A 20831-nucleotide genomic window follows, 5' to 3' on the forward strand; every position below is an offset into this window, starting at 1 on the left:
CTAGCGTTGGATAAGCGGTTGAATTTTATTGTCGATAGCTTCGCGGGCACGGAAAATCCGGGACCGCACCGTACCTACCGGACACTCCATGATGCTGGCTATCTCTTCATAGCTCAGGCCATCCAGTTCCCTTAACGTAATTGCCATACGCAGGTCTTCGGGAAGTGTCTCAATGGTACGAAAAACTACCTGCTTCAGTTCTTCCGACAACATTAAGTTCTCAGGGTTCGAAATTTCTTTCAGTGCGCCTGCACTTTCAAAGTTTTCCGCATCAATTGCATCCACATCACTTGCCGGTGGACGACGCCCCTGAGCAACCAGGTAATTTTTAGCCGTGTTAACGGCAATTCTATAAAGCCAGGTATAAAATGCGCTGTCGCCCCGGAATGAATCCAGCGCGCGATACGCTTTTATAAACGATTCCTGAACAACGTCAGGTACGTCTCCCGAGGGTACATAACGGGAAACCAGACTGGCCACTTTGTGCTGGTAGCGAACCACCAGGAGGTTAAATGACTTCTGATCGCCTTTCTGCACGCGCTCAACGAGAACGTGATCTGCTAACTGCTCGCTCATCTGAGGTAATGTCTCCCCCAATCTTTTCCAACGCATTGACGAACTACCCGCAACAACTCATATTTTTTGAGCAAGCATCCGCTTAGAGTGATGATCATGAGTTAAGTTCCATACGCTGTTATATGTGTGATGACGCTGTGCGAAGAAGAGAGCCGGTACGCATTTTTATGATTTCTATCCGGTTCAAGCAGCTACTGTTTTCTCTACTTCTACGCCTGGTGATGCAAAGTCCTGTTAACGCCGCAGAGTACCCCAACAGGCTCCCTTTTTCACCTTAAAATCTCGGCAATCCGCCGCTGTTCGCAATATTAACGTCGTCCTACGGGCTGCATAGCCAAATGACATCGTTTTTCAACGTCCTGGGCCCCTTATCCTCCCCCCTTTGAACAGGTGTTGTGCCAAAAAGGCTTTTTTTTCAGCGAAACTCGATGATATGCTCAGCAAACAGCCTGTTTAGTATATTAAACATCATGACAACTTCCCCTGAATACAGCAGTGACGTATTAATCATCGGCAGCGGTGCCGCCGGGCTGGCACTGGCGCTGCGTCTGGCGCGAACGCATCAGGTTATCGTTCTGAGCAAGGAGAGCATTCACGAGGGGTCCACCCTCTATGCTCAGGGCGGGATAGCGGCAGTGTTCGACGAAACAGACAGTATTGCCTCCCATGTCGAGGATACGCTGATCGCCGGGGGCGGACTCTGCGACCGCGAAACGGTCACTTTTGTCGCCAGCAATGCGCGGCACTGCGTTCAGTGGCTGATCGATAACGGTGTACCTTTTGATAAAGAGAGTCCGCTCAGCCCCACTGCCCGGTATCACCTGACGCGTGAGGGTGGTCACAGCCACCGCCGTATTCTGCACAGCGCGGATGCCACAGGGCGATCGGTAGAAAACACGCTGGTGAGTCAGGCACTTCGCCACCCTAATATCCGGCTTATTGAGCGCTGTAATGCCGTGGATTTGATCGCGTCCGATCGGATTGGTCTGCCCGGCAAACGCCGCATCGTGGGTGCCTGGATCTGGAACCGCAACCGGGAACACGTTGAAACCTGGCGCGCCCGCACCGTAGTGCTGGCGACGGGCGGGGCTGCAAGGGTCTATCAGTATACGACTAACCCGGATGTTGCCTCCGGCGACGGTATTGCCATCGCGTGGCGGGCGGGCTGTCGGGTGGCCAATCTTGAATTCAATCAGTTTCATCCAACCTGCCTGTTCCATCCTCAGGCAAGAAATTTTCTGTTAAGTGAAGCATTACGAGGCGAAGGCGCGGTGCTGAAGCGCCCGGATGGAACGCGCTTTATGCCCGATTTCGATCCGCGCGCCGAGCTGGCCCCGCGTGATATCGTGGCGCGCGCCATCGACCACGAAATGAAGCGGCTGGGTGCAGACTGTATGTTTCTGGATATCAGCCATAAACCGGCGGATTTTATTCGTGCGCATTTTCCGACTATTACTGAGAAGCTCAGCACGCTGGGCATCGATTTGACCCGTGATGCCGTGCCGATTGTGCCGGCCGCACACTATACCTGTGGCGGTGTGATGGTTGATCGGCATGGACGCACGGACGTTGATGGCCTGTATGCCATTGGCGAGGTCAGCTATACGGGCCTACACGGGGCAAACCGGCTGGCTTCCAACTCGCTGCTGGAGTGCCTCGTCTACGGCTGGTCGGCCGCGGAAGAGATAAACCAGCATTTACAAGCCGTGCCACCCGTCGGGGATCTGCCAGTCTGGGATGAAAGTCGCGTTGACGACGCGGACGAGCGCGTGGTTATTCAGCATAACTGGCATGAGCTGCGGCTGTTGATGTGGGATTATATGGGTATTGTTCGCACCACCCGGCGCCTGGAGCGTGCACTGCGCCGCATCAGCATGCTTCAGCAGGAAATTGATGAGTATTACGCTCTCTTCCGCGTCTCCAGTGACCTGCTTGAACTGCGTAATCTGGTACAGGTTGCTGAACTGATGGTGCGCTGTGCGATGGCGCGGAAAGAGAGCCGCGGGCTACATTACCAGCTGGATTATCCTCACCCGCTGGCGGTGGCCGCCCCTACCATTCTGACGCCCGATCAGCGGTAAAGGTAAAAATCCCGGGTCAGGCTACAGTGCGCGTCAGAATAGCGCTGGTCTGGCCCGCGAATGGTCATACGATCGATCAACTGCTCGCCCTCGCGGGGCGATAGCGCCAGCATAACGCGATTGGGCGGGCGATTATCGTTATCGGAGATATCGGTACGAAAGCGCAAATGCCAGCCGCGCTGCTGCGCCAAATCGGCCAGCGCCTGGCCTGCGGCCGCGGGCAGGATCACGCAAAAAAAGCCCTCTTCCGCCACTAAGGTTTCCGCACACGCCAGCAGTACATCATGGGTAAGACCGGTGGTATAGCGGGCGGCTGTCCGTTCAGGCGTGGCACAGTCAACGCCGGGCACAAAATAGGGTGGATTGCTGACAATCAGACTGTAGCGATGCTCGCACTGCTGCGCCCACCGCCGGATATCATCCTGCCAGATATGAATGCGATCGGCCCAGGGTGAGGCCTGCGCATTTTCCTGCGCCTGCCCGGCGGCCTGCTCGTCCAGTTCAACCGCATCGATAATCGTCCCCTGCCCGGTTCGCTGTGCCAGCATCAGCGCGATCAGGCCGCTGCCGGTACCGATATCCAGTACCCTCTGCGCGCCTGCAACCGGGGCCCAGGCACCCAGAAGCACGCCATCCGTGCCCACTTTCATTGCGCAACGATCGTGAGCGACGAAAAATTGTTTAAAGGTAAATCCATTGGCGCGCAAAACCGCTTTATGCTGAGACATTTGACTGACCTGAAGTGGAAACGGCGCTAGCATAGGACAAAGCAGATGTAAGGAAAAGTCATAAAGGCCACACAAACAGATGAAGATTGCGGCCAATCTGTCTATAATCAGCGCCCCAAACTGAGGTAGAACATGACTGTAACCACTTTTTCCGAACTCGAACTTGATGAAAGCCTGCTGAGAGCCTTGCAGGACAAGGGCTTTACGCGCCCTACGGCTATCCAGGCCGCTGCGATCCCGCCTGCACTGGAGGGTCGCGACGTTCTGGGTTCGGCACCAACAGGTACAGGCAAAACAGCGGCATATTTGCTGCCTGCTCTACAGCATTTGCTCGATTTTCCCCGTAAGCAATCCGGTCCCCCGCGTATTCTGGTGGTGACGCCAACGCGTGAGCTGGCGATGCAGGTGGCCGATCAGGCCCGCGAGCTGGCTAAATATACGCACCTGGATATTGCCACCATCACCGGCGGCGTGGCCTATATGAACCATGCCGAAGTGTTCAGCGAAAACCAGGATGTGGTGGTTGCTACCACCGGTCGCCTGCTGCAATACATCAAAGAAGAAAACTTTGACTGCCGTGCGGTGGAAACGCTGATCCTCGACGAAGCCGACCGCATGCTGGATATGGGCTTTGCGCAGGATATCGAAACCATTTCTGCCGAAACCCGCTGGCGCAAGCACACCCTGCTTTTTTCTGCCACGCTGGAAGGCGATGCGATCAAGGACTTCTCCGACCGCCTGCTTAACGAGCCGGTTGAGATTGAGGCCGATCCCGCCCGTCGCGAACGCAAGAAAATTCTGCAGTGGTACTACCGTGCCGATGATATCAAGCATAAAACGGCGCTGCTGATCCACCTGCTTAAGCAGACCGACGTTACCCGCTCCGTGGTCTTTGTACGCAAGCGCGAGCGCGTGCACGAGCTGTGCGGCTGGCTGCGCGAAGCCGGTATCAATACCAGCTACCTTGAGGGTGAGCTTGAGCAGTACAAACGTAACGAAGCGATCAAACGCGTCGTGGACGGGCGCGTTAACGTCATGGTGGCGACGGACATCGCCGCTCGCGGCATTGATATTGACGATGTCAGCCACGTATTTAACTTCGATATGCCGCATACCGCTGACATCTATCTGCACCGTATTGGCCGCACGGGCCGCGCAGGTAAGAAAGGCACGGCGATCTCGCTGGTTGAGGCACATGACAATCTCCTGCTCGGAAAGGTTAGCCGTTACATTAACGAACCGCTGAAAGCGCGCACCATTGATGAACTCCGCCCAACGACCCGACCGCCGAGCGAGAAACTCAGCGGTAAGCCGTCGAAGAAGGTGATGGCGAAACGCAAAGAGAAAAAAGAGAGCGAAGAGACGAAGCCGCGGGTGAAAAAACGCCATCGCGATGCGAAAAATATTGGTAAGCGTCGTAAGCCAAGCGGTACGGTGAATGGCGACAGCGCAGAATAAAGCGCAAAAAAGAAAACCGCCTCACTTTGGACTGACTTCATAACGTTGCACGGTTTATCATGCGGCCATCAGTGCCTGGGTTCGTTACTCTACCGGACTCAGGCTTTTTAGTTTCTATGGTATTTTTCATTATTGTAATCGGTGCTCAGGGATTGCGATGCACGACTCACTGATATCTTTGTACTCTTTAAGGATTTCCGAAAATACCAGACTAATCTGTATCTGTCGCAATAATGACAGAAGTTTAACAGCAGGTTTGTTTTAAGAAAAATCAACAAAGATAACAATGCCCGCCTATGCAGCGGGCTGTAATTATTTTCGATTATAAAGCCTGTACAAAATATAGCTAAACAATACTGCTATTACAGCAACCACTATTGCTTTAGCAAATAAATGAGTTGGCCTGTTCGTATAAACGCCATGCATGCTTATCAGCCAAAATAAAACTGACCACAGGAAGGGTTTTAATAACCCCATATTACCACCCGCATGTCACACCGTATGCAAACCCGGCTACAGAACCACCGGCAATAGCGCCGATTGCCCAACCGGGAACCGCTCCTATAACTGGCACAACCACTGCACCACCGAGCATTCCGCCTGCTGCACCAGTAATAGCACCTTTGATAAATTCTTTACTTAAATCTTTCGGGTTGCAACCATAAAACTTTGCAAGCTCATATCTGGCTATTTCCATCTGAATCATTTCATTCAGGTTCCCTCCTTTAGCACCCCCCACAGAAAAACTTTCATTACAGAGTAACTCTCTCATTTAAAGATACTTTTTTAGATTTAAGTAATATCGAATTAAGTTTATAGCCTTTTTAGGGTGTTTTTTTGTTAAGTAACTCTCGTTTTTATTTCATAAAAAATCCATTTTTTATATGTGGAGATATTATTTCTGATTTAGTAAGCTGGAGAGACGAAGCCACGGGTGAAAAAACGCCATCGCGATGCGAAAAATATTGGTAAGCGTCGTAAGCCAGGCAGTACGGTGAATGGCGACAGCGCAGAATAAAGCGCAAAAAAGAAAACCGCCTCACTGAGGCGGTTTTTTATTACCCGTTACGGAGACGTTACAGACTTTCAGTAAAGGTACGGGTAATCACATCACGCTGCTGCTCAGGCGTCAGCGAGTTAAAGCGAACGGCGTAGCCTGATACACGAATCGTAAGCTGCGGATACTTTTCAGGATGCTTCACCGCATCTTCCAGCGTTTCACGGCGAAGGACGTTAACGTTCAGATGCTGACCGCCCTCTACGCGGACTTCAGGCTTAACTTCAAGCGGGATTTCACGGTACTCAATTTTACCCAGGTCGGTGACCGGGACAATCTGATCTTCGCTGTAGCCCGCTTTGGCGCAGACGCAGCGCGCTTCATCTTTGTCGCTGTCCAGCAGCCAGAATGAGTTAACCAGCGTGGCGTTGCTTGCTTTGGTGATCTGAATTCCAGTAATCATGATTTGCCTCCCAGGCAGTGCGGCGCTGACAGACATCAGCGCGTTGTTAAAGGAGTAATTTCAGCTTCCATCATTCTGTATATCAGTCTCCTGTCGGCGCAATGTTGACCAATATCAATAAAGCCGGTAGCTGAGATGTCTGCTTATGCTCAAGCTAATGATTTATCGCAACTTTGCCTCCGGCGGAATTTAATATTTTTTTGTAAATTATCAAAATTATTTTAATTTTGCCGCGGTGCGGATACGCGTTAAGCTAGACGACAGAGACACTAAAGGAGGCGAGAAATGGTCAATGAACTGACCTGGCACGACGTACTGTCGCAGGAAAAAGAGCAGCCCTATTTCATTGAGACGCTGCGTAAAGTCGCCAGTGAACGCGCAGCGGGGAAAGTGGTTTACCCTCCGCAAAAAGACGTATTTAACGCTTTTCGCCTGACGGAACTGGGCGATGTTAAGGTGGTGATCCTTGGGCAGGACCCTTATCACGGCCCTAATCAGGCTCATGGACTGGCCTTTTCCGTGCTGCCCGGCGTGGCGGTCCCGCCTTCGCTGGTGAATATGTATAAAGAGCTGGTCACGGATATCCCTGGCTTTGAGCGTCCCGGTCACGGTTTTCTCGAAAGCTGGGCGCGTCAGGGGGTTCTGCTGCTCAATACGGTGTTAACCGTTGAGGCAGGTCAGGCGCACTCTCACGCCCGCTTTGGCTGGGAAACCTTTACTGATAAGGTGATATCTCTGATTAATGCGCATCGCCAGGACGTAGTGTTCTTGCTTTGGGGATCGCACGCGCAGAAGAAAGGCAGCATTATTGATCGGCAGCGTCACCACGTGCTGCAGGCGCCACACCCCTCCCCCCTCTCCGCGCACCGGGGATTCTTTGGCAGCGGGCATTTTTCTAAAGCCAACCAGTGGCTGGAACAGCACGGCGAAAGTCCCATCGACTGGACGCCGCATCTGCCGGAATAGGCAGATAAAAAAAGCCCCCTGAAGGAAGCGCGGACGGATCAGACCGACACGTTCCCTCAGAGGGCTTTTTCGCAGGGGTTACGCTTTGGCTTTTGCCACCGCAACCATTGCCGGACGTAGAAGACGACCATTCAGCGTGTAGCCACGCTGCATCACCATCAGCACGTGGTTAGGCGCCACTTCTTCCGATTCAATCATCGACATCGCCTGATGGATTTCAGGATTGAACGGCACGTTAACTTCGCCTACCACTTCCACGCCGAACTTACGTACGGCACCCAGCAGAGACTTCAGCGTCAGATCGATCCCTTCAACCATCGCAGTCAGTTCAGGATTCTCTTTGTCGGAGACTTCCAGCGCACGTTCAAGGCTGTCGATAACCGGAAGCAGCTCGTTGGCAAATTTCTCAAGCGCGAATTTATGCGCTTTTTCGACGTCCAGCTCTACGCGGCGACGGATATTTTCAATCTCTGCCTGTGCGCGAACCTGAGCCTCGCGAACGCCGCCCTGGGCCTGCGCCAGCTGGGCTTCCAGTTCGGCAATGCGTTCATCACGGGGATCCACGCCTTCTGCCGCCCCGTCTTCCTGCTGTGGTGCCTGCTCCATCTCAATTTCGTCTGAGACTTGCTCGTTTGGTGTGTTCTGTTCTTTACTACTCATGAATTTCTCCGCGTTTATGCACATTCTTCTCGCTGGTTCGCTTATTATGGGGATCAGAATTGCGGTTTCAAGGGAACCCGTCACATTGTCTGAGGTAGTTTACCTCATGAGGAACGCCAGCATCATGAACACCCCTTTCCACTGCATTGGTATTGTCGGCCATCCGCGCCATCCTACCGCGCTGACCACGCATGAAATGCTCTATCGCTGGCTGACGGCAAAAGGCTATGCGGTGATTATTGAGGAGCAAATTGCCCGCGAGCTGAACCTGGCGAATGTGCAAACGGGGACCATGGCGGAGATCGGTCAGAATGCTGACCTGGCGGTCGTGGTGGGCGGCGATGGAAATATGCTGGGTGCCGCTCGCGTCCTTGCCCGCTACGATATCAAAGTGATCGGTATTAACCGCGGTAATCTGGGTTTTTTGACCGACCTCGACCCGGACAACGCGCAGCAACAGCTGGCCGACGTGCTGGAGGGCAACTACATCACCGAAAGCCGCTTTCTGCTGGAGGCTCAGGTGTGTCGTCAGGGGCGCGAACCGCGCATTGGTACGGCGATCAACGAAGTGGTGTTGCACCCCGGCAAGGTCGCCCATATGATTGAGTTTGAAGTCTACATCGACGAAACCTTTGCGTTTTCGCAACGCTCCGACGGCCTGATAATCTCCACGCCTACCGGGTCTACCGCTTATTCGCTCTCCGCCGGTGGGCCGATTCTAACGCCGTCGCTGGATGCCATCGCGATTGTACCGATGTTCCCGCACACGCTCTCTGCGCGCCCGCTGGTGATTAACAGCAGTAGCACCATCCGCCTGCGCTTTTCGGATCGACGAAGCGATCTTGAAGTCAGCTGTGACAGCCAGATTGCGCTGCCGATTCAGGAGGGCGAGGACGTGCTGATCCGCAGAAATGAGGATCACCTCAATCTGATTCATCCTCAAAACTATAATTATTTCAATACGCTAAGTTCCAAGCTGGGCTGGTCAAAAAAATTGTTTTAAAAACCGACGCCAGCTCTTTACTGGTTAAAAAACCAGTATATACTGTATGAAAAACCATATCTGTGTTTTCATACAGGAACGCTAACTATGCTGGCACAACTGACCATCAGTAACTTTGCGATTGTTCGTGAACTGGAAATCGATTTTCAGCGCGGTATGACCGCTATCACCGGCGAGACCGGCGCAGGTAAATCCATCGCCATTGATGCGCTGGGTCTTTGCCTTGGCGGCCGGGCTGAAGCAGATATGGTGCGTCAGGGTGCCACGCGGGCCGACATCTGCGCCCGCTTTTCGCTGAAGGATACCCCCTCTGCCCTGCGCTGGCTGGCTGAAAACCAGCTGGACGAGGGGAGCGAGTGCCTGCTGCGCCGGGTTATCAGCAGCGATGGCCGCTCACGCGGCTTTATCAACGGCACCGCCGTTCCCCTCTCACAGCTACGCGATCTGGGCCAGCATCTGATTCAGATCCACGGACAGCATGCTCATCAGCTCCTGTTAAAACCCGATCATCAGAAGACCCTGCTGGATGCCTACAGCGGCGAAAATGGGCTGATGCAGGAGATGAGCAGCAGCTATCGCCAGTGGCATCAAAGCTGCCGTACGCTGGCGCATCATCAGCAGCTTTCGCAGGAGCGGGAGTCGCGCCGTGAACTGTTGCAGTACCAGCTAAAAGAGCTGAATGAATTTGCCCCCGTTGCCGGTGAATATGAAAATATTGACGAAGAGTACAAACGCCTGGCGAACAGTGGGCAACTGATCTCCACCGGTCAGCAGGCGCTGATGCTGCTGGCCGATGGCGAAAGTACCACGCTGCAAAACCAGCTTTATACCGCCCAGCAGCTGATCGGCGAACTGATCGGCATGGATGACAGGCTAAGCGGCGTAGCCAATCTGCTGGACGAGGCCGCCATCCAAATCAGCGAAGCCAGTGATGAACTCCGCCACTACTGCGAAAGGCTGGACCTGGATCCTAACCGCCTGCAAGAGCTTGAGCAGCGCCTGTCGCGTCAGATCGCGCTGGCGCGTAAACATCATATCGCGCCCGAAGAGCTGGCCGCGTTTCATCAGCAGCTGCTTGAAGAACAAACCCTGCTGGATCAGCAGGAGAGCGATCAGGCGGAGCTGGTGCAGGCGGTCACCGTCCATCATCAGGCCGCGATGGCCTGCGCAGAGCGCCTGCACCTTTGCCGGGCGCACTTCGCTCAGGAGCTTAGCGACCTTATTAGTGAGAGCATGCATGCCTTGTCCATGCCCCACGGCCAGCTTAGCATCGACGTTCAGTTTACAGCGGAGCATCTGACGGCAGAAGGCGCGGATCGCGTTGATTTCCGCGTCACCACGAACCCGGGCCAGCCGCTACAGCCGCTGTCTAAAGTAGCCTCTGGCGGTGAGCTTTCACGTATTGCGCTGGCGATTCAGGTGATTACTGCCCGTAAGATGGATACACCGGCGCTCATTTTCGATGAGGTGGACGTGGGTATCAGCGGCCCTACCGCGGCGGTAGTCGGTAAAATGCTGCGCCAGCTGGGTGAATCAACGCAGGTTATGTGCGTGACCCACCTGCCGCAGGTGGCGGGCTGTGGCAATCAGCATTTCTACGTCAGCAAAGAGACCGATGGTGCAATGACCGAAACGCATATGCAGCCGCTGGACAAGCGCGCGCGTCTGCAGGAGCTGGCGCGTTTGCTGGGCGGAAGCGAAGTAACCCGGAATACGCTGGCTAACGCAAAAGAGCTTTTAGCAGCCTGATTGCCGCACTTTTTTTCGCCGCTGTGGTCATACCCCTGGTTCGCAGAGGTTTTAAACTGCGAAAAGGTTTATTATCATCGGCTTCTTACGCTGTAATCGTAGTGATAAACCGATACAGCCAGATGCTGGTGATTGATGCACGGGACATCTGGCGTTATTGTTACAGCCAGGCTGCATCCGGTCAGCCGCGCTTCATCTACATGAGTATGATGAACAGGTGCGGCAAAGACGGTCGGATGCGGACAGGCAAATAAAATAGCCAGATGCCCAAGGTATTGGCCCGAAAAGGAATAAAGATACTTATGCGCTGTAAAACGCTGACTGCTGCGGCGGTGGTTCTTCTGATGATGACTGCTGGATGCTCCACTCTGGAACGAGTGGTTTACCGGCCAGATATCAACCAGGGTAACTACCTGGTTGCGAATGACGTTTCGAAAATTCACACTGGCATGACGCAACAGCAGGTAGCTTACACGCTGGGCACGCCGATGATGCACGATCCGTTTGGCAGCAACGTCTGGTACTACGTGTTCCGTCAGGAGCCGGGTCATCAGCCGGTCACTCAGCAGACGCTGACGCTGACCTTTGATGCCAACGGTACGCTGACGAACATTGATAACAAACCGACGCTGTCTGGCAAAAAAGCCTGATCGTGATTGCCGTTGAGATACCCTTCACGGCATGACATCCCGGCAGAAATAGTAAGGCGCTTATAGCGCCTTATTTTTTTGCTGCCCGCTCTGCCCGCTGACGGCGCAGCTCTTTCGGGTCCGCCAGCAGTGGACGATAAATTTCGACGCGATCGCCCGAGTGAATTTCGTCACCCGGTTTGACCGGGCGGCTGTAAATCCCCAGTTTATTGCTGGCGGGATCGATATCGCTGCGCACCTCAAGAATGCCAGAGGCGCGAATGGCCTGCTCGACGGTGCTACCCTCCTCTACGCTTACCTGGTAGAGATATTGCTTATCGGGCAGCGCGTAAACCACTTCAACCAGGATATCAGCCACTGTAGACCTCTTTCGCGCGTTTGGTAAACGCCTGCACCATGCTGCTGGCCAGCTCTTTAAATATCCGACCAAATGCCATCTCTACCAGCATATTGGAGAATTCAAACTCCAGATTCAGCTCCACTTTACAGGCATCTTCGCTGAGCGAAGTAAACTGCCAGCCGCCGGTAAGCTTGCGAAACGGGCCGTCGACCAGCTGCATATGAATGCTCTGGTTCTCTGTTAGCGTGTTGCGCGTGACAAAGGTTTTACTGATCCCGGCCTTGGAAACGTCCACCGATGCCGTCATCTGCTGTTGACTGGCATCAAGTACGCGACTGCCGGTACAGCCTGGTAGAAATTCCGGATAGGCATCAACATCGTTTACCAGCCGGAACATTTGCTCAGCACTGAAGGGGACCAGCGCGGAACGACTAATCTGGGACATAACGTTTCCTGTTAATCTTCAACATTCGAATAATACCATCGCCGGGGATCAAACAAAAATTCTCAGCCGCCAGCGTTCTGCTAAAATAACGCTTTTCTCCGCGCCTGTTGTTACAGGGGATGCCATCATTAACCGCTTCATGTACACTAAGTAGCACTATGACAAAGAAAAAAGCACATAAACCCGGTTCTGCTACCATTGCCATGAACAAGCGGGCCCGCCATGAATACTCCATTGAGGATGAGTTCGAAGCGGGGCTTTCGCTACAGGGATGGGAAGTTAAATCACTCCGTGCCGGTAAGGCCAATATTAGCGAAAGCTACATTATGCTGCGCGATGGAGAAGCCTACCTGTTCGGCGCCACCTTCCAGGCACTGATTGGTGCCTCTTCGCACGTGGTCTGCGATCCTACCCGCACCCGTAAGCTACTGTTGAAAGAGCGCGAGCTGGCGACCCTGTTCGAGAGAGCCAACCGCGATGGCTATACCATCGTGGCACTGTCGCTCTACTGGAAAAATGCCTGGGCCAAACTGAAAATCGGCGTAGCCAAAGGTAAGCGAGAGCACGACAAGCGCGACGATATTAAAGATCGCGAATGGAAAACCGACAAAGCACGTATCATGAAACACGCCAACCGTTAAGCCTTTGCCTGGCAGGCGTTTTCTGTTATACTGCTATACAGTACTTGGGGCTGATTCTGGATTCGACAGGATTTGCGAAGCCCTAGGAGCATGCCGAGGGGCGGTTTGCCTCGTTAAAAGCCGCAAAAAAATAGTTGCAAACGACGAAAACTACGCACTAGCAGCTTAATAACCTGCTCAGAGCCCTCTCTCCCTAGCCTCCGCTCTTAGGACGGGGATCAAGAGAGGTCAAACCCAAAAGAGATCGTGTGGATGTCCTGCCTGGGGCTGAAGCATTAAATCCAATCAGGCTAGTTTGTTAGTAGCGTGTCCGTTCGCAGCTAACCGGCGAATGTAAAGACTGGACTAAGCATGTAGTGCCGACGGTGTAGTAATTCTGGACGCGGGTTCAACTCCCGCCAGCTCCACCACATTATGTACCGGATACGTCCGGGTAAGTCCTGAAAGCCCGCTTGGAACCAGCCTTGCGGGCTTTTTTACGTCTGTAGCAGTCCGTAGAGATCCAGCCAAATCCGGTGATAATTGGTATACGTATAGGTATACGGTAAGATGTATGCCAATAACGTATACCAATTCACGCAGGAAACCCCGGTATGGCAAGGACTACGCGCCCTCTCACCAACACAGAAGTTCTTCGTTCTAAAGCCATTGATAAAGATGTGACGCTGCATGATGGCGACGGACTTTTTATGGTGGTGAAAACCACAGGAAAGAAGCTTTGGCGTTTCCGCTATCAAAGGCCAGCGACAAAGCAGCGCACCATGATGGGACTCGGTGCCTTCCCTGCCCTGTCGCTGGCAGATGCCAGACGCCTGCGCGCTGATTACCTCTCCTTACTCGCTAACGGCATTGACCCTCAGACGCAGGCCGAGCAGGTCACAGAACAGCAACAGATAGCGTTAGACAGTATTTTCTCAACCGTGGCAGCTAACTGGTTTGCTTTGAAACAAGCCAGCATTACGGCGGATTACGCTAAGGATATCTGGCGTTCTCTTGAGAAAGATGTTTTCCCTTCCATCGGCGAGATACCTGTGCAGGAAATCAAAGCCCGAAAGCTGGTAGAAGCATTGGAGCCGATTAAGGCCCGGGGTGCTCTGGAAACGGTTCGGCGCTTGGTACAGCGTATTAATGAGATTATGATTTACGCGGTTAATACTGGGCTGATTGATGCTAATCCTGCCTCGGGTGTGGGGATGGCGTTTGAAAAGCCTAAGAAGCAGAATATGCCAACATTGCGACCGGAGGAATTGCCGAAGCTTATGCGTTCGCTGGTGATGTCGAATCTGTCCGTTCCCACTCGCTGCTTGATTGAATGGCAGCTCCTGACTCTTGTGCGCCCTTCGGAGGCTTCTGGCGCTCGATGGGTAGAGATCGATCTTGACGCAAAACTTTGGACTATTCCAGCTGAAAGGATGAAGGCTAAGCGTGAACATGTTGTGCCCTTATCACCTCAAGCAATAGAAATTCTAGAAATTATGATGCCAATAAGCGCACATCGGGAACACGTTTTCCCAAGCAGGAATGATCCTAAGCAACCAATGAATAGTCAAACTGCAAATGCTGCTATAAAAAGGATTGGGTACGCTGGTAAATTAGTGGCTCACGGTCTTCGCTCTATCGCAAGTACAGCTTTAAACGAAGCAGGGTTTAATGCAGATGTCATTGAGTCAGCGTTGGCTCACTCTGATAAGAATGAAGTTCGCAGAGCATATAACCGCGCAAATTATATGAAGCAAAAAATAGAAATGACAGATTGGTGGGGAAGTTTTGTATATAGTTGTGCCTTTTGAAATTATGGCCTGCCATGCAGGCCGTATCTTTAACAAAAGATTTCATTAACTATGAATTCTCTTAACTTTATTAACCCCCTCATCTCATCATTTAATTCGTCGCGCCTCTCTTTATTGCCATCCTTAACTATGACTGGAACTCTATCATTGGTTATCAAAGCTTCACACCTCGCAACTTGTTCACAAATTAAATGCAAACGTTCATTTATCTTTAAAAGCCTTGAGGATGGATTCAATTGAGATTCGAACCTAACAATTGCATCATATATCATCTTAACTTCATGGCTTGTTTTGGAATGAACAATATTATAGCTATTTTCGTTAAAAGCATGATGCTCTTGATTTTGCACACTCCAATTTAATAGATTTTTCTTTATTATATTTATCTGCTCATCCCTCCCGTTTAAGCTTCTAACAAGTGCAACATACATACTTTCCAATGTGATTTTAATGTAATTTGGATCCTGATAATTTCTAGATGAAAAATTACCAGTAATCCCAAGCGAGAGGTCAACGCAATGTTTTGCAGCTAAAGATTCAAACCAAATCCTACAATAGATTAAGGCTTGCCTCACATCATAAAACTTTAGACTTTCTTCAATTTTATCTTCAAATGAAACTTTTTTATCGAGGACATATACGGACCCTTTATCACAACCTAATACAAAACTTTTGAAATCTAATTTATTATATTTACATCTATTGCTGAGCATCTCCCAGAAAAATCTGTCATGGGTCGTGATTACAAGTTGAGTGCCTTTAATGTAATTATCATTAAGGAAAGTATTAACTATATTACTTCTATGTTCAGTATCTATAGCATTTACGACATCATCAAAAATAATAAAACTCAGTTTTTTCTTCTTAGCTAAAGCTAATAGTATTGATAAGCCAAGTACTTTCAGATGACCTTCCGATAAACAAACAAACGCATCTTGAAGGACGTCTTGAATGGTTAGTTTAATCCTGTACTGCTTGAGCGACTCTTCGTAGTTAAAATCTACTTTCTGAATTAATTCCGACTCATCTTCATGAAAGTTGATCGCATTGTAATAATAAATAACGTCGTCATTAAGACCTGATATTATAGATTGTTCCCTATCTTTTTTAAATCTGAAAGCATCTGAATATAGTTTGGCATAATCACTTTTTAGATTATCCAAGAACAAATTATATTCATGTTCACTTAGGGCATGCCTCATGACAGAAGGTAATTGATTGTATCTATCTACAATTAATATAGATTCATTTTTCATTGACTTTCTTAACCCCCGAATATTATCCATATGTTCGGATATTCTATCTTTCTTTCTTTTAAGCTCAACCAGATTCCCTTCAATTCTTTTTAATACATTATCAGATTCTACTACGGCTTTGTTATGGACATTACAACGCTCATTGAACTTGAATATCTTAGATGAAAGAGATAATTTTCCTTCAATTAATGACATTGTCTCCTTTATGGAAACATTATCAAGATGATTTGTTTTGGCTAATATACTTAATTCTTCGTCGTTTATTATATTCTCGTCTTGAACAGGGGACTGTTTGTATAACTCCACTTGTTCTTTTATTGAGTCAACATATCTAGATATTATTACACTTACTTTTTCCTTTCTTTTTTGAAGAAAAGCTATACTTTTAAGTTTATTTAGGCAACTTCTAGCGTTGATCAATGGATTTACGTTAACTTTATCAAGAGTTGTTCGACATAATGGGCATTCATTGAAAACTTTCTTTTCTAATACTCCCTCTGCCATTCTGAATAGCTCAAGGTAATCAACTTCATCTTTTAAAGCAGAGTAGTTTTCATTTATTTTTCCTGAAAAGTATAATATCTTATTAAAGTGTGAGAAGAAACTCACTATCTCAAGCTCTTTAATGACATAAGATAGTTTTCCCTTGGAATACTTTTCTTTTTTCTCTTTATAAAAAACGCTTCTTTTTTCGAATTTATCTATGAAATCTTTTGTTAAAGAACTGGCATATCTTCTGGGTAGCGCTCCTGCCTCCAATACATTAAGTATATCTGTGATTTCCCCTTTCATTCTCTCATCATATTGCTTATGCCTTACCTTCGATAATTCGGCATCCCTTTTTAAGTCATTTTCTTTTGATATGTTATTAAACCTCTTGAACTTCTCAACATCGAAACTTTGAGGCTGTACGAGCTTATCGAGAAAACCATCTAGTTGTTCCAATCCGACTAAAGAGGCCAACACATCTCTTTGAGCGAAACGAGTATCGTTAGAACCTAACAATGAGAATTCTTGAAGTCTATTCCTGTCGATGAAGCAAAAAATATTTTCATTTGATGCCGCTATTACTTTTCCATTATCAGCTTTGGCATCCAGTATAAGCTTACCATTTCTTTTTATATATTTACTTAAAGATGTCTTTCGTCTTTCTGCTTCTTTAACTGTTCCCGTGCAAGCATACTCAATCGCCTCGCATAGGCTAGTTTTCCCCCCGCCATTAGGAGCAAAAAATATATTTAATTTGGGGTGGAATTTTATAAGTGCACCTTTATCTTCTGATGATAGTGCATTAAACCCTCTAAAGTTATTAACTTGAAGCGTACTAATGTTCGCCTCTTCTTTTTTGAGAGCCATTGAATCACTCATGCCTTCTTCAAACTTGCCGTAAATCCTCAGCCAGTAATTGTAACGATCACTTAATATGGACTCTTTTCTAGTGATTTTTTGCTGTAACATCTGGTTGATTTTTTTTGGGCCATCACGATAGTTAATTAATAGCCACAACAACAGACTTCTCTCTCGCCCCCCTGAATTTATTGCATACTTAATAAAATCAATGATATGAATATCCATTCCTCATTCCTCTTTTGGCTTCGTTATGACACATACTTCAAAATAATTAACCTAATGTAAAGCTCTCATTTCTGATTAACTTATCTCCAAAGCTTTGGCTCGCGCGCAATGCTCCCCCCGCCTCGCCTGCCCGCTTTATGCATCGTTTTTTATGCAGTTGCATGAACCGGGCTAAGCCGCGCAGGGCGTGGGCTGAAGGACTATCTGTAGTGCCGCATTCTGCATGCAAATCCATGCACTCTATGCGTGCATCGCTCTTTACAAACCGGCTGGCCAGAAAAAGGGCGCTGAAAGGACGAAGAGTGGATACAAAAAAGCCGCTGTTTAAGCGGCCGTGGTGGTTAATGGAGGGTGCGAAAGGATGAACCGTAGCGCCCGATAGTCTGGCGTTCTTTAACCGGCTCCGGGGTGACTGCGGGGGCCGGTTCGGGCTGCGGAGGCGAGGTGATAACCTTCGTGATGCTCTCGCTGGTCTTGAACGAGCAGGAGCAGTCGAGATTAGTGCACTGGTGATAGCGTTCCTTAACCTGTTCGGACATATAGCGGCTTGATTTAACATGCGCCGGGCTTTTGCAGTGCGGACAGTGCATCATTTGGCATTGCCCTCTTTCAGGCGTTCGCGTTTTTCCTTCAGCGTTTCGGTCAGTTTTTGCCTGCCCGCCGGACTCTGATACAGCTTCATATCGACGCCGGTCAGCGCCGGGCGCCACAGGCCGATATTTTCCAGCACCGGCGCTTCCGTCAGCACCTTCTCAGGCAGTGCCGCCGCCGCACGGGTCAGCGCATTACCAATCAGCTCCGCCACGACCTGCATATCGCTGCGCGTGTCGTCGTCACGGGGATTGACCTTCTCACGCTGAAGGCGCAGGCGGATGGCCCACAGAAGCGACGGACTGACGTTGCGCAGCGCCGACTGCCATGTTGCATCGGCAAACTCATTAAAGGCTTCCCGGTGTGAATTGATGTACGACAGGCCGGTATGACAACCGCCAATCATCGTCAGCTGCTTATCAATCTCCAGCTCTTCTATCAGCCCGGTAAACTCGTCGGCCAGTTCACGGCTGGCAATGCGCTGGCTGTGTTCCGCCTTCAGCTCGGCGGTCAGGTTGCCGCGCAGGGTGCGAAAGCGCATGCGCCAGTTCGTTTCCGCTTCCTTTCCTGCCTCAATGGCCGCTTCACGCTCTTTCGTGCAGCGGGTGATGTCGGCACAGATAGCGTTGTACTCTTTCATCTTCTCAAGGTGTGCGGTTCGGGCCTGCTCAAAGGCTGCGAGGGTGCCGCTATTTTCCGGGGTGCTCATAGCTTTTCTCTCTCTGTAAAGGTTGTCGCTATTCTGTCGTTCACCACCGGACAAATCATTTCATTGCTGCCTGCCTGTCGCTCAGCAAACACGGCTACATATTGGCCTGATACCCCCACTGAGCTTTTAGTTTTATATAAAACTGTTCACTACTCTTCACCTTAAGAAAAAAGATAATAAATACAGTAACTAAAGGGGTGAACACTTCAGGTTTAACTGTTCACCGGGTGTTCACCACTGTTCACCCGATTTTTTAAACAGCCTTTTTCTGGCGAGCCTATTTGAATGTTTTTACCTTTTAATAAAACGAAATTAATAGGTGGATTTATTCAACTGCCCTATATTGACCTATATTGACTCATACTGTGCAACAGGGTAGAACAGAGCGCATTTTTGTTCATTTATCACACGACAGGGGCTTGTTTACACGGGCAAAAATATTCTCACAATAGGGGGTTACCAGCACACCACGACCGGAACCGGCCAGCGCCGCCCGGATACAGAATGAGGTAACACCATGCTTTCCACCGCCACATCTTCCGCTCCGGCCACGCCGTTGATTAATAACCAGCAATACCCCCGCGACCGCTTTATGCGCCTGCCGGAAGTTATCAGCATCTGCGGGCTGTCACGCTCCACCATTTATGACCTGATTTGCCGGGAGCAGTTTCCGTCACAGATTTCTCTCGGCGGCAAGAACGTTGCCTGGCTGGCGTCAGAGATTGACGACTGGATGCAGGCCCGCATCGCGCAGCGTGCCGGAGGTGCGGCATGATTAAGCTCAACCTTGGCACCCGCAGCTTCCCGCTCAGCCAGGAAGAGGCCGTGTACGTGGCCGAAAGCCTGCTTTCCGCCGCCGGTGGCAAAACCGCCACGCTGCCCGCGTTTAACAGCGGCCGTCACGGCCATATTTCCGTGTTCGCCGAAAAGCCGAAGCCTGCAAAGGGAAGTGAAGGCGCGCAAAGCGAGAACTTCCGATCAAATCCGCCGCAATCCGATCACGTCCTGACCGATTGCTGAGGAAAAAGGCCCGATGTGTGAAAAAAGGCTTTTTTCTGGCGAGCCGCCGGTATACAGTTTCCCCGCTGCCGCAAAATCGGCAGCCGGGCGTAGGAACCCGAGTTACTTCAAGGCGACACGACACGCGCCATGCGTGTTTTTTTACGTCGTTGCCTCAGTGCGCCATTTTTTAGCGCAGCGGTTCTTGTGCCGTTGTGCCTTTAAGACAATGGTGGCTCAGGCGGGGCAGCCCTCGGGCTGGCCGGTGTCCTTGAAGGCCGGTATTCCTACCCCCGTCTGGGCTACCACCCCCGAGTGTAGGAACTCTGGTGGTAGCAGAAACCGCTACTTCAAGGAGTCTGCCACTATGGCCGCAACCCTCATTTCTGCACGCATGCAGTTCACCTTTTTATTTGCCGCCGTTCGCCGTGCCGATACCGCCGCCCGTCCCTGCATGCTGCGCACCACCGCCGAAACCGAATACGCCGCCCGCCGCCTGCTGGCCCGCGATTACGTGCTTTCCTTTGCCGGTCGCCTGCCGCTCTGTGAGGTGGCCGCATGAATACCCTGTCAGCCCGTCATAACCAACACGCAAGCTATCCCATTCCCCACGCCGATTTTCTGCGCCTTCAGCATGCCCACAGCGTCGGCGTGACCGTGCTCGATATGCTGGAAATTATTGAATGCTCCGGCAACCGCCACGGCGGCCCCGATGGCAATGCGCTGGCGTCCGTGGTGGCGCTGCTTACCGACCAGCTGGGTAAAGTGGTCAACACCTGTGAATCCGTCATGCTCACCGATATGGAGGTCTCCGCCCGTGACAACTAATCAATCCTGCCTGCCCGTTGAGGTTCGCACCGCCGTTTACCGCCGCGCCGTTGCCCAGGGCTACCTGAGCGCCTGTGAACACTACGGCCTCAGCGTTTCCGCCTCGCTTGACGAGGTGCAGATGACCATCGCGCTGGAGCTGGAAGGCTATTACGTGCGGAAGTACGGCCCGGAGAACGGCATGGACATGGCCTGCACCATGCTCAGCGAAATGGTACAGCCCGACGTGCTGGTCGCCGCGCCGCGACTCACGCGCATGGGTGAAACCATGATGGATGAACTGCTGTGTGGCCGCCTGGCCGCGTCCAAAACCACGCTGCATTAAG

Annotated in this window: 23 protein-coding genes and 1 other RNA gene; 14 read left to right on the forward strand and 10 right to left on the reverse strand. The window is 50.9% G+C overall.

Going from position 1 to position 20831, the window contains the following annotated elements:
• Nucleotides 1–576 carry an RNA polymerase sigma factor RpoE gene (gene rpoE / locus A1830_RS18195; protein ID WP_067709536.1) on the reverse strand — a complete coding sequence of 192 codons (576 nt, stop codon included), beginning with the start codon at nt 574–576 and terminating at the stop codon, nt 1–3.
• A gap of 470 nt (nt 577–1046) precedes the next feature.
• Here rpoE and nadB point away from each other — a divergent pair, with 470 nt between their 5' ends.
• A complete protein-coding gene (gene nadB, locus A1830_RS18200) occupies nt 1047–2657 on the forward strand; it encodes an L-aspartate oxidase (protein ID WP_067709538.1) in 1611 nt (536 codons plus the stop codon).
• Here nadB and A1830_RS18205 read toward each other — a convergent pair.
• The gene (locus A1830_RS18205) at nt 2648–3385 is read right to left on the reverse strand and encodes a tRNA(1)(Val) (adenine(37)-N(6))-methyltransferase TrmN (RefSeq protein WP_067709540.1); all 738 of its coding nucleotides are present in this window, start codon (nt 3383–3385) and stop codon (nt 2648–2650) included. The genes nadB and A1830_RS18205 overlap by 10 nt on opposite strands.
• Before the next feature lie 132 nt (nt 3386–3517).
• Between A1830_RS18205 and srmB the strand changes: the two genes are divergently transcribed.
• A complete protein-coding gene (gene srmB / locus A1830_RS18210; RefSeq protein ID WP_067709541.1) occupies nt 3518–4843 on the forward strand; it encodes an ATP-dependent RNA helicase SrmB in 1326 nt (441 codons plus the stop codon).
• A 478-nt stretch (nt 4844–5321) separates the two neighbouring features.
• On the opposite strand, the gene A1830_RS18215 is transcribed toward srmB, so the two are convergent.
• Together A1830_RS18215 and grcA are read right to left on the reverse strand one after the other, a co-directional pair.
• Entirely contained in the window at nt 5322–5615 is a 294-nt protein-coding gene (locus tag A1830_RS18215; protein WP_156485035.1) for a hypothetical protein, read from the reverse strand.
• A gap of 304 nt (nt 5616–5919) precedes the next feature.
• Nucleotides 5920–6303 carry an autonomous glycyl radical cofactor GrcA gene (gene grcA, locus A1830_RS18220; RefSeq protein ID WP_067709546.1) on the reverse strand — a complete coding sequence of 128 codons (384 nt, stop codon included), beginning with the start codon at nt 6301–6303 and terminating at the stop codon, nt 5920–5922.
• A gap of 285 nt (nt 6304–6588) precedes the next feature.
• Here grcA and ung point away from each other — a divergent pair, with 285 nt between their 5' ends.
• Entirely contained in the window at nt 6589–7269 is a 681-nt protein-coding gene (ung, locus tag A1830_RS18225; RefSeq protein ID WP_067709548.1) for a uracil-DNA glycosylase, read from the forward strand.
• A gap of 78 nt (nt 7270–7347) precedes the next feature.
• Here ung and grpE read toward each other — a convergent pair whose 3' ends face one another.
• A complete protein-coding gene (gene grpE / locus A1830_RS18230) occupies nt 7348–7929 on the reverse strand; it encodes a nucleotide exchange factor GrpE (RefSeq protein ID WP_067709550.1) in 582 nt (193 codons plus the stop codon).
• A gap of 124 nt (nt 7930–8053) precedes the next feature.
• Between grpE and nadK the strand changes: the two genes are divergently transcribed.
• From nadK to bamE, 3 genes are all read left to right on the forward strand, one after another.
• On the forward strand, nt 8054–8932 hold the full coding sequence (gene nadK / locus A1830_RS18235) for an NAD(+) kinase (protein WP_067709666.1): 879 nt from the start codon (nt 8054–8056) through the stop codon (nt 8930–8932).
• An 87-nt stretch (nt 8933–9019) separates the two neighbouring features.
• Entirely contained in the window at nt 9020–10681 is a 1662-nt protein-coding gene (gene recN, locus A1830_RS18240) for a DNA repair protein RecN (protein WP_067709552.1), read from the forward strand.
• A gap of 302 nt (nt 10682–10983) precedes the next feature.
• Nucleotides 10984–11331: an outer membrane protein assembly factor BamE gene (gene bamE, locus A1830_RS18245; protein ID WP_067709555.1), complete on the forward strand. Its 348-nt coding sequence runs from the start codon at nt 10984–10986 to the stop codon at nt 11329–11331.
• 70 nt (nt 11332–11401) lie between these two features.
• On the opposite strand, the gene A1830_RS18250 is transcribed toward bamE, so the two are convergent.
• Both A1830_RS18250 and A1830_RS18255 read right to left on the reverse strand, forming a co-directional pair.
• Nucleotides 11402–11689, reverse strand: coding sequence for an RnfH family protein (locus tag A1830_RS18250; RefSeq protein WP_067709557.1), 288 nt, complete (start codon nt 11687–11689; stop codon nt 11402–11404).
• Nucleotides 11682–12116: a type II toxin-antitoxin system RatA family toxin gene (locus tag A1830_RS18255; protein ID WP_067709560.1), complete on the reverse strand. Its 435-nt coding sequence runs from the start codon at nt 12114–12116 to the stop codon at nt 11682–11684. Before A1830_RS18255 ends, A1830_RS18250 begins: the two co-directional genes overlap by 8 nt.
• 158 nt (nt 12117–12274) lie before the next feature.
• On the opposite strand from A1830_RS18255, the gene smpB reads away from it, so the two are divergent.
• From smpB to A1830_RS18270, 3 genes are all read left to right on the forward strand, one after another.
• Nucleotides 12275–12757, forward strand: a complete 483-nt coding sequence (gene smpB, locus A1830_RS18260; protein ID WP_067709562.1) for an SsrA-binding protein SmpB — start codon at nt 12275–12277, stop codon at nt 12755–12757.
• Nucleotides 12758–12803: 46 nt separating this feature from the next.
• Nucleotides 12804–13167: a transfer-messenger RNA gene (gene ssrA, locus A1830_RS18265) on the forward strand.
• Between the two features lie 183 nt (nt 13168–13350).
• The gene (locus A1830_RS18270; protein ID WP_067709564.1) at nt 13351–14547 is read left to right on the forward strand and encodes an integrase domain-containing protein; all 1197 of its coding nucleotides are present in this window, start codon (nt 13351–13353) and stop codon (nt 14545–14547) included.
• A gap of 29 nt (nt 14548–14576) precedes the next feature.
• Here A1830_RS18270 and A1830_RS18275 read toward each other — a convergent pair whose 3' ends face one another.
• The 3 genes from A1830_RS18275 to A1830_RS18285 all read right to left on the reverse strand — a co-directional run bounded on the left by A1830_RS18275 (nt 14577) and on the right by A1830_RS18285 (nt 18678).
• Nucleotides 14577–17378: an AAA family ATPase gene (locus tag A1830_RS18275; RefSeq protein ID WP_067709566.1), complete on the reverse strand. Its 2802-nt coding sequence runs from the start codon at nt 17376–17378 to the stop codon at nt 14577–14579.
• A 341-nt stretch (nt 17379–17719) separates the two neighbouring features.
• Nucleotides 17720–17971 carry an ogr/Delta-like zinc finger family protein gene (locus A1830_RS18280; protein ID WP_067709568.1) on the reverse strand — a complete coding sequence of 84 codons (252 nt, stop codon included), beginning with the start codon at nt 17969–17971 and terminating at the stop codon, nt 17720–17722.
• Nucleotides 17968–18678 (reverse strand): hypothetical protein, encoded by a 711-nt coding sequence (locus A1830_RS18285; protein ID WP_067709571.1) that lies wholly within the window; start codon nt 18676–18678, stop codon nt 17968–17970. The genes A1830_RS18280 and A1830_RS18285 overlap by 4 nt, the downstream gene beginning before the upstream one ends.
• Before the next feature lie 517 nt (nt 18679–19195).
• On the opposite strand from A1830_RS18285, the gene A1830_RS18290 reads away from it, so the two are divergent.
• The 5 genes from A1830_RS18290 to A1830_RS18310 are packed head-to-tail and all read left to right on the forward strand — an operon-like array spanning nt 19196 to nt 20830.
• Nucleotides 19196–19453 carry a helix-turn-helix transcriptional regulator gene (locus A1830_RS18290; RefSeq protein ID WP_067709573.1) on the forward strand — a complete coding sequence of 86 codons (258 nt, stop codon included), beginning with the start codon at nt 19196–19198 and terminating at the stop codon, nt 19451–19453.
• Entirely contained in the window at nt 19450–19698 is a 249-nt protein-coding gene (locus A1830_RS18295) for a hypothetical protein (protein WP_067709575.1), read from the forward strand. The genes A1830_RS18290 and A1830_RS18295 overlap by 4 nt, the downstream gene beginning before the upstream one ends.
• Nucleotides 19699–19711: 13 nt before the next feature.
• On the forward strand, nt 19712–20239 hold the full coding sequence (locus A1830_RS21790) for a host cell division inhibitor Icd-like protein (RefSeq protein ID WP_073981054.1): 528 nt from the start codon (nt 19712–19714) through the stop codon (nt 20237–20239).
• Nucleotides 20236–20505, forward strand: coding sequence for a hypothetical protein (locus tag A1830_RS18305; RefSeq protein WP_067709579.1), 270 nt, complete (start codon nt 20236–20238; stop codon nt 20503–20505). Before A1830_RS21790 ends, A1830_RS18305 begins: the two co-directional genes overlap by 4 nt.
• Nucleotides 20495–20830 carry a DUF5375 family protein gene (locus tag A1830_RS18310; RefSeq protein ID WP_067709581.1) on the forward strand — a complete coding sequence of 112 codons (336 nt, stop codon included), beginning with the start codon at nt 20495–20497 and terminating at the stop codon, nt 20828–20830. The genes A1830_RS18305 and A1830_RS18310 overlap by 11 nt, the downstream gene beginning before the upstream one ends.
• Nucleotide 20831: the final 1 nt, after the last annotated feature.

This window comes from Erwinia sp. ErVv1 (genome assembly GCF_900068895.1).
GTDB lineage: Bacteria > Pseudomonadota > Gammaproteobacteria > Enterobacterales > Enterobacteriaceae > Erwinia.

Excerpts from the sequence above, each read along its gene's own strand:
- ung (WP_067709548.1), top strand. The coding sequence starts at position 6,589 with ATGGTCAATGAACTGACCTGGCACGACGTACTGTCGCAGGAAAAAGAG.
- smpB (WP_067709562.1), top strand. The coding sequence starts at position 12,275 with ATGACAAAGAAAAAAGCACATAAACCCGGTTCTGCTACCATTGCCATG.
- A1830_RS18285 (WP_067709571.1), bottom strand. The coding sequence starts at position 18,678 with ATGAGCACCCCGGAAAATAGCGGCACCCTCGCAGCCTTTGAGCAGGCC.
- recN (WP_067709552.1), top strand. The coding sequence starts at position 9,020 with ATGCTGGCACAACTGACCATCAGTAACTTTGCGATTGTTCGTGAACTG.
- A1830_RS18215 (WP_156485035.1), bottom strand. The coding sequence starts at position 5,615 with ATGAGAGAGTTACTCTGTAATGAAAGTTTTTCTGTGGGGGGTGCTAAA.
- rpoE (WP_067709536.1), bottom strand. The coding sequence starts at position 576 with ATGAGCGAGCAGTTAGCAGATCACGTTCTCGTTGAGCGCGTGCAGAAA.
- A1830_RS18280 (WP_067709568.1), bottom strand. The coding sequence starts at position 17,971 with ATGATGCACTGTCCGCACTGCAAAAGCCCGGCGCATGTTAAATCAAGC.
- A1830_RS18295 (WP_067709575.1), top strand. The coding sequence starts at position 19,450 with ATGATTAAGCTCAACCTTGGCACCCGCAGCTTCCCGCTCAGCCAGGAA.
- grcA (WP_067709546.1), bottom strand. The coding sequence starts at position 6,303 with ATGATTACTGGAATTCAGATCACCAAAGCAAGCAACGCCACGCTGGTT.
- nadB (WP_067709538.1), top strand. The coding sequence starts at position 1,047 with ATGACAACTTCCCCTGAATACAGCAGTGACGTATTAATCATCGGCAGC.
- grpE (WP_067709550.1), bottom strand. The coding sequence starts at position 7,929 with ATGAGTAGTAAAGAACAGAACACACCAAACGAGCAAGTCTCAGACGAA.
- nadK (WP_067709666.1), top strand. The coding sequence starts at position 8,054 with ATGAACACCCCTTTCCACTGCATTGGTATTGTCGGCCATCCGCGCCAT.
- A1830_RS18275 (WP_067709566.1), bottom strand. The coding sequence starts at position 17,378 with ATGGATATTCATATCATTGATTTTATTAAGTATGCAATAAATTCAGGG.
- srmB (WP_067709541.1), top strand. The coding sequence starts at position 3,518 with ATGACTGTAACCACTTTTTCCGAACTCGAACTTGATGAAAGCCTGCTG.
- A1830_RS18290 (WP_067709573.1), top strand. The coding sequence starts at position 19,196 with ATGCTTTCCACCGCCACATCTTCCGCTCCGGCCACGCCGTTGATTAAT.
- A1830_RS18205 (WP_067709540.1), bottom strand. The coding sequence starts at position 3,385 with ATGTCTCAGCATAAAGCGGTTTTGCGCGCCAATGGATTTACCTTTAAA.
- bamE (WP_067709555.1), top strand. The coding sequence starts at position 10,984 with ATGCGCTGTAAAACGCTGACTGCTGCGGCGGTGGTTCTTCTGATGATG.
- A1830_RS18270 (WP_067709564.1), top strand. The coding sequence starts at position 13,351 with ATGGCAAGGACTACGCGCCCTCTCACCAACACAGAAGTTCTTCGTTCT.
- A1830_RS21790 (WP_073981054.1), top strand. The coding sequence starts at position 19,712 with ATGTGTGAAAAAAGGCTTTTTTCTGGCGAGCCGCCGGTATACAGTTTC.
- A1830_RS18305 (WP_067709579.1), top strand. The coding sequence starts at position 20,236 with ATGAATACCCTGTCAGCCCGTCATAACCAACACGCAAGCTATCCCATT.
- A1830_RS18255 (WP_067709560.1), bottom strand. The coding sequence starts at position 12,116 with ATGTCCCAGATTAGTCGTTCCGCGCTGGTCCCCTTCAGTGCTGAGCAA.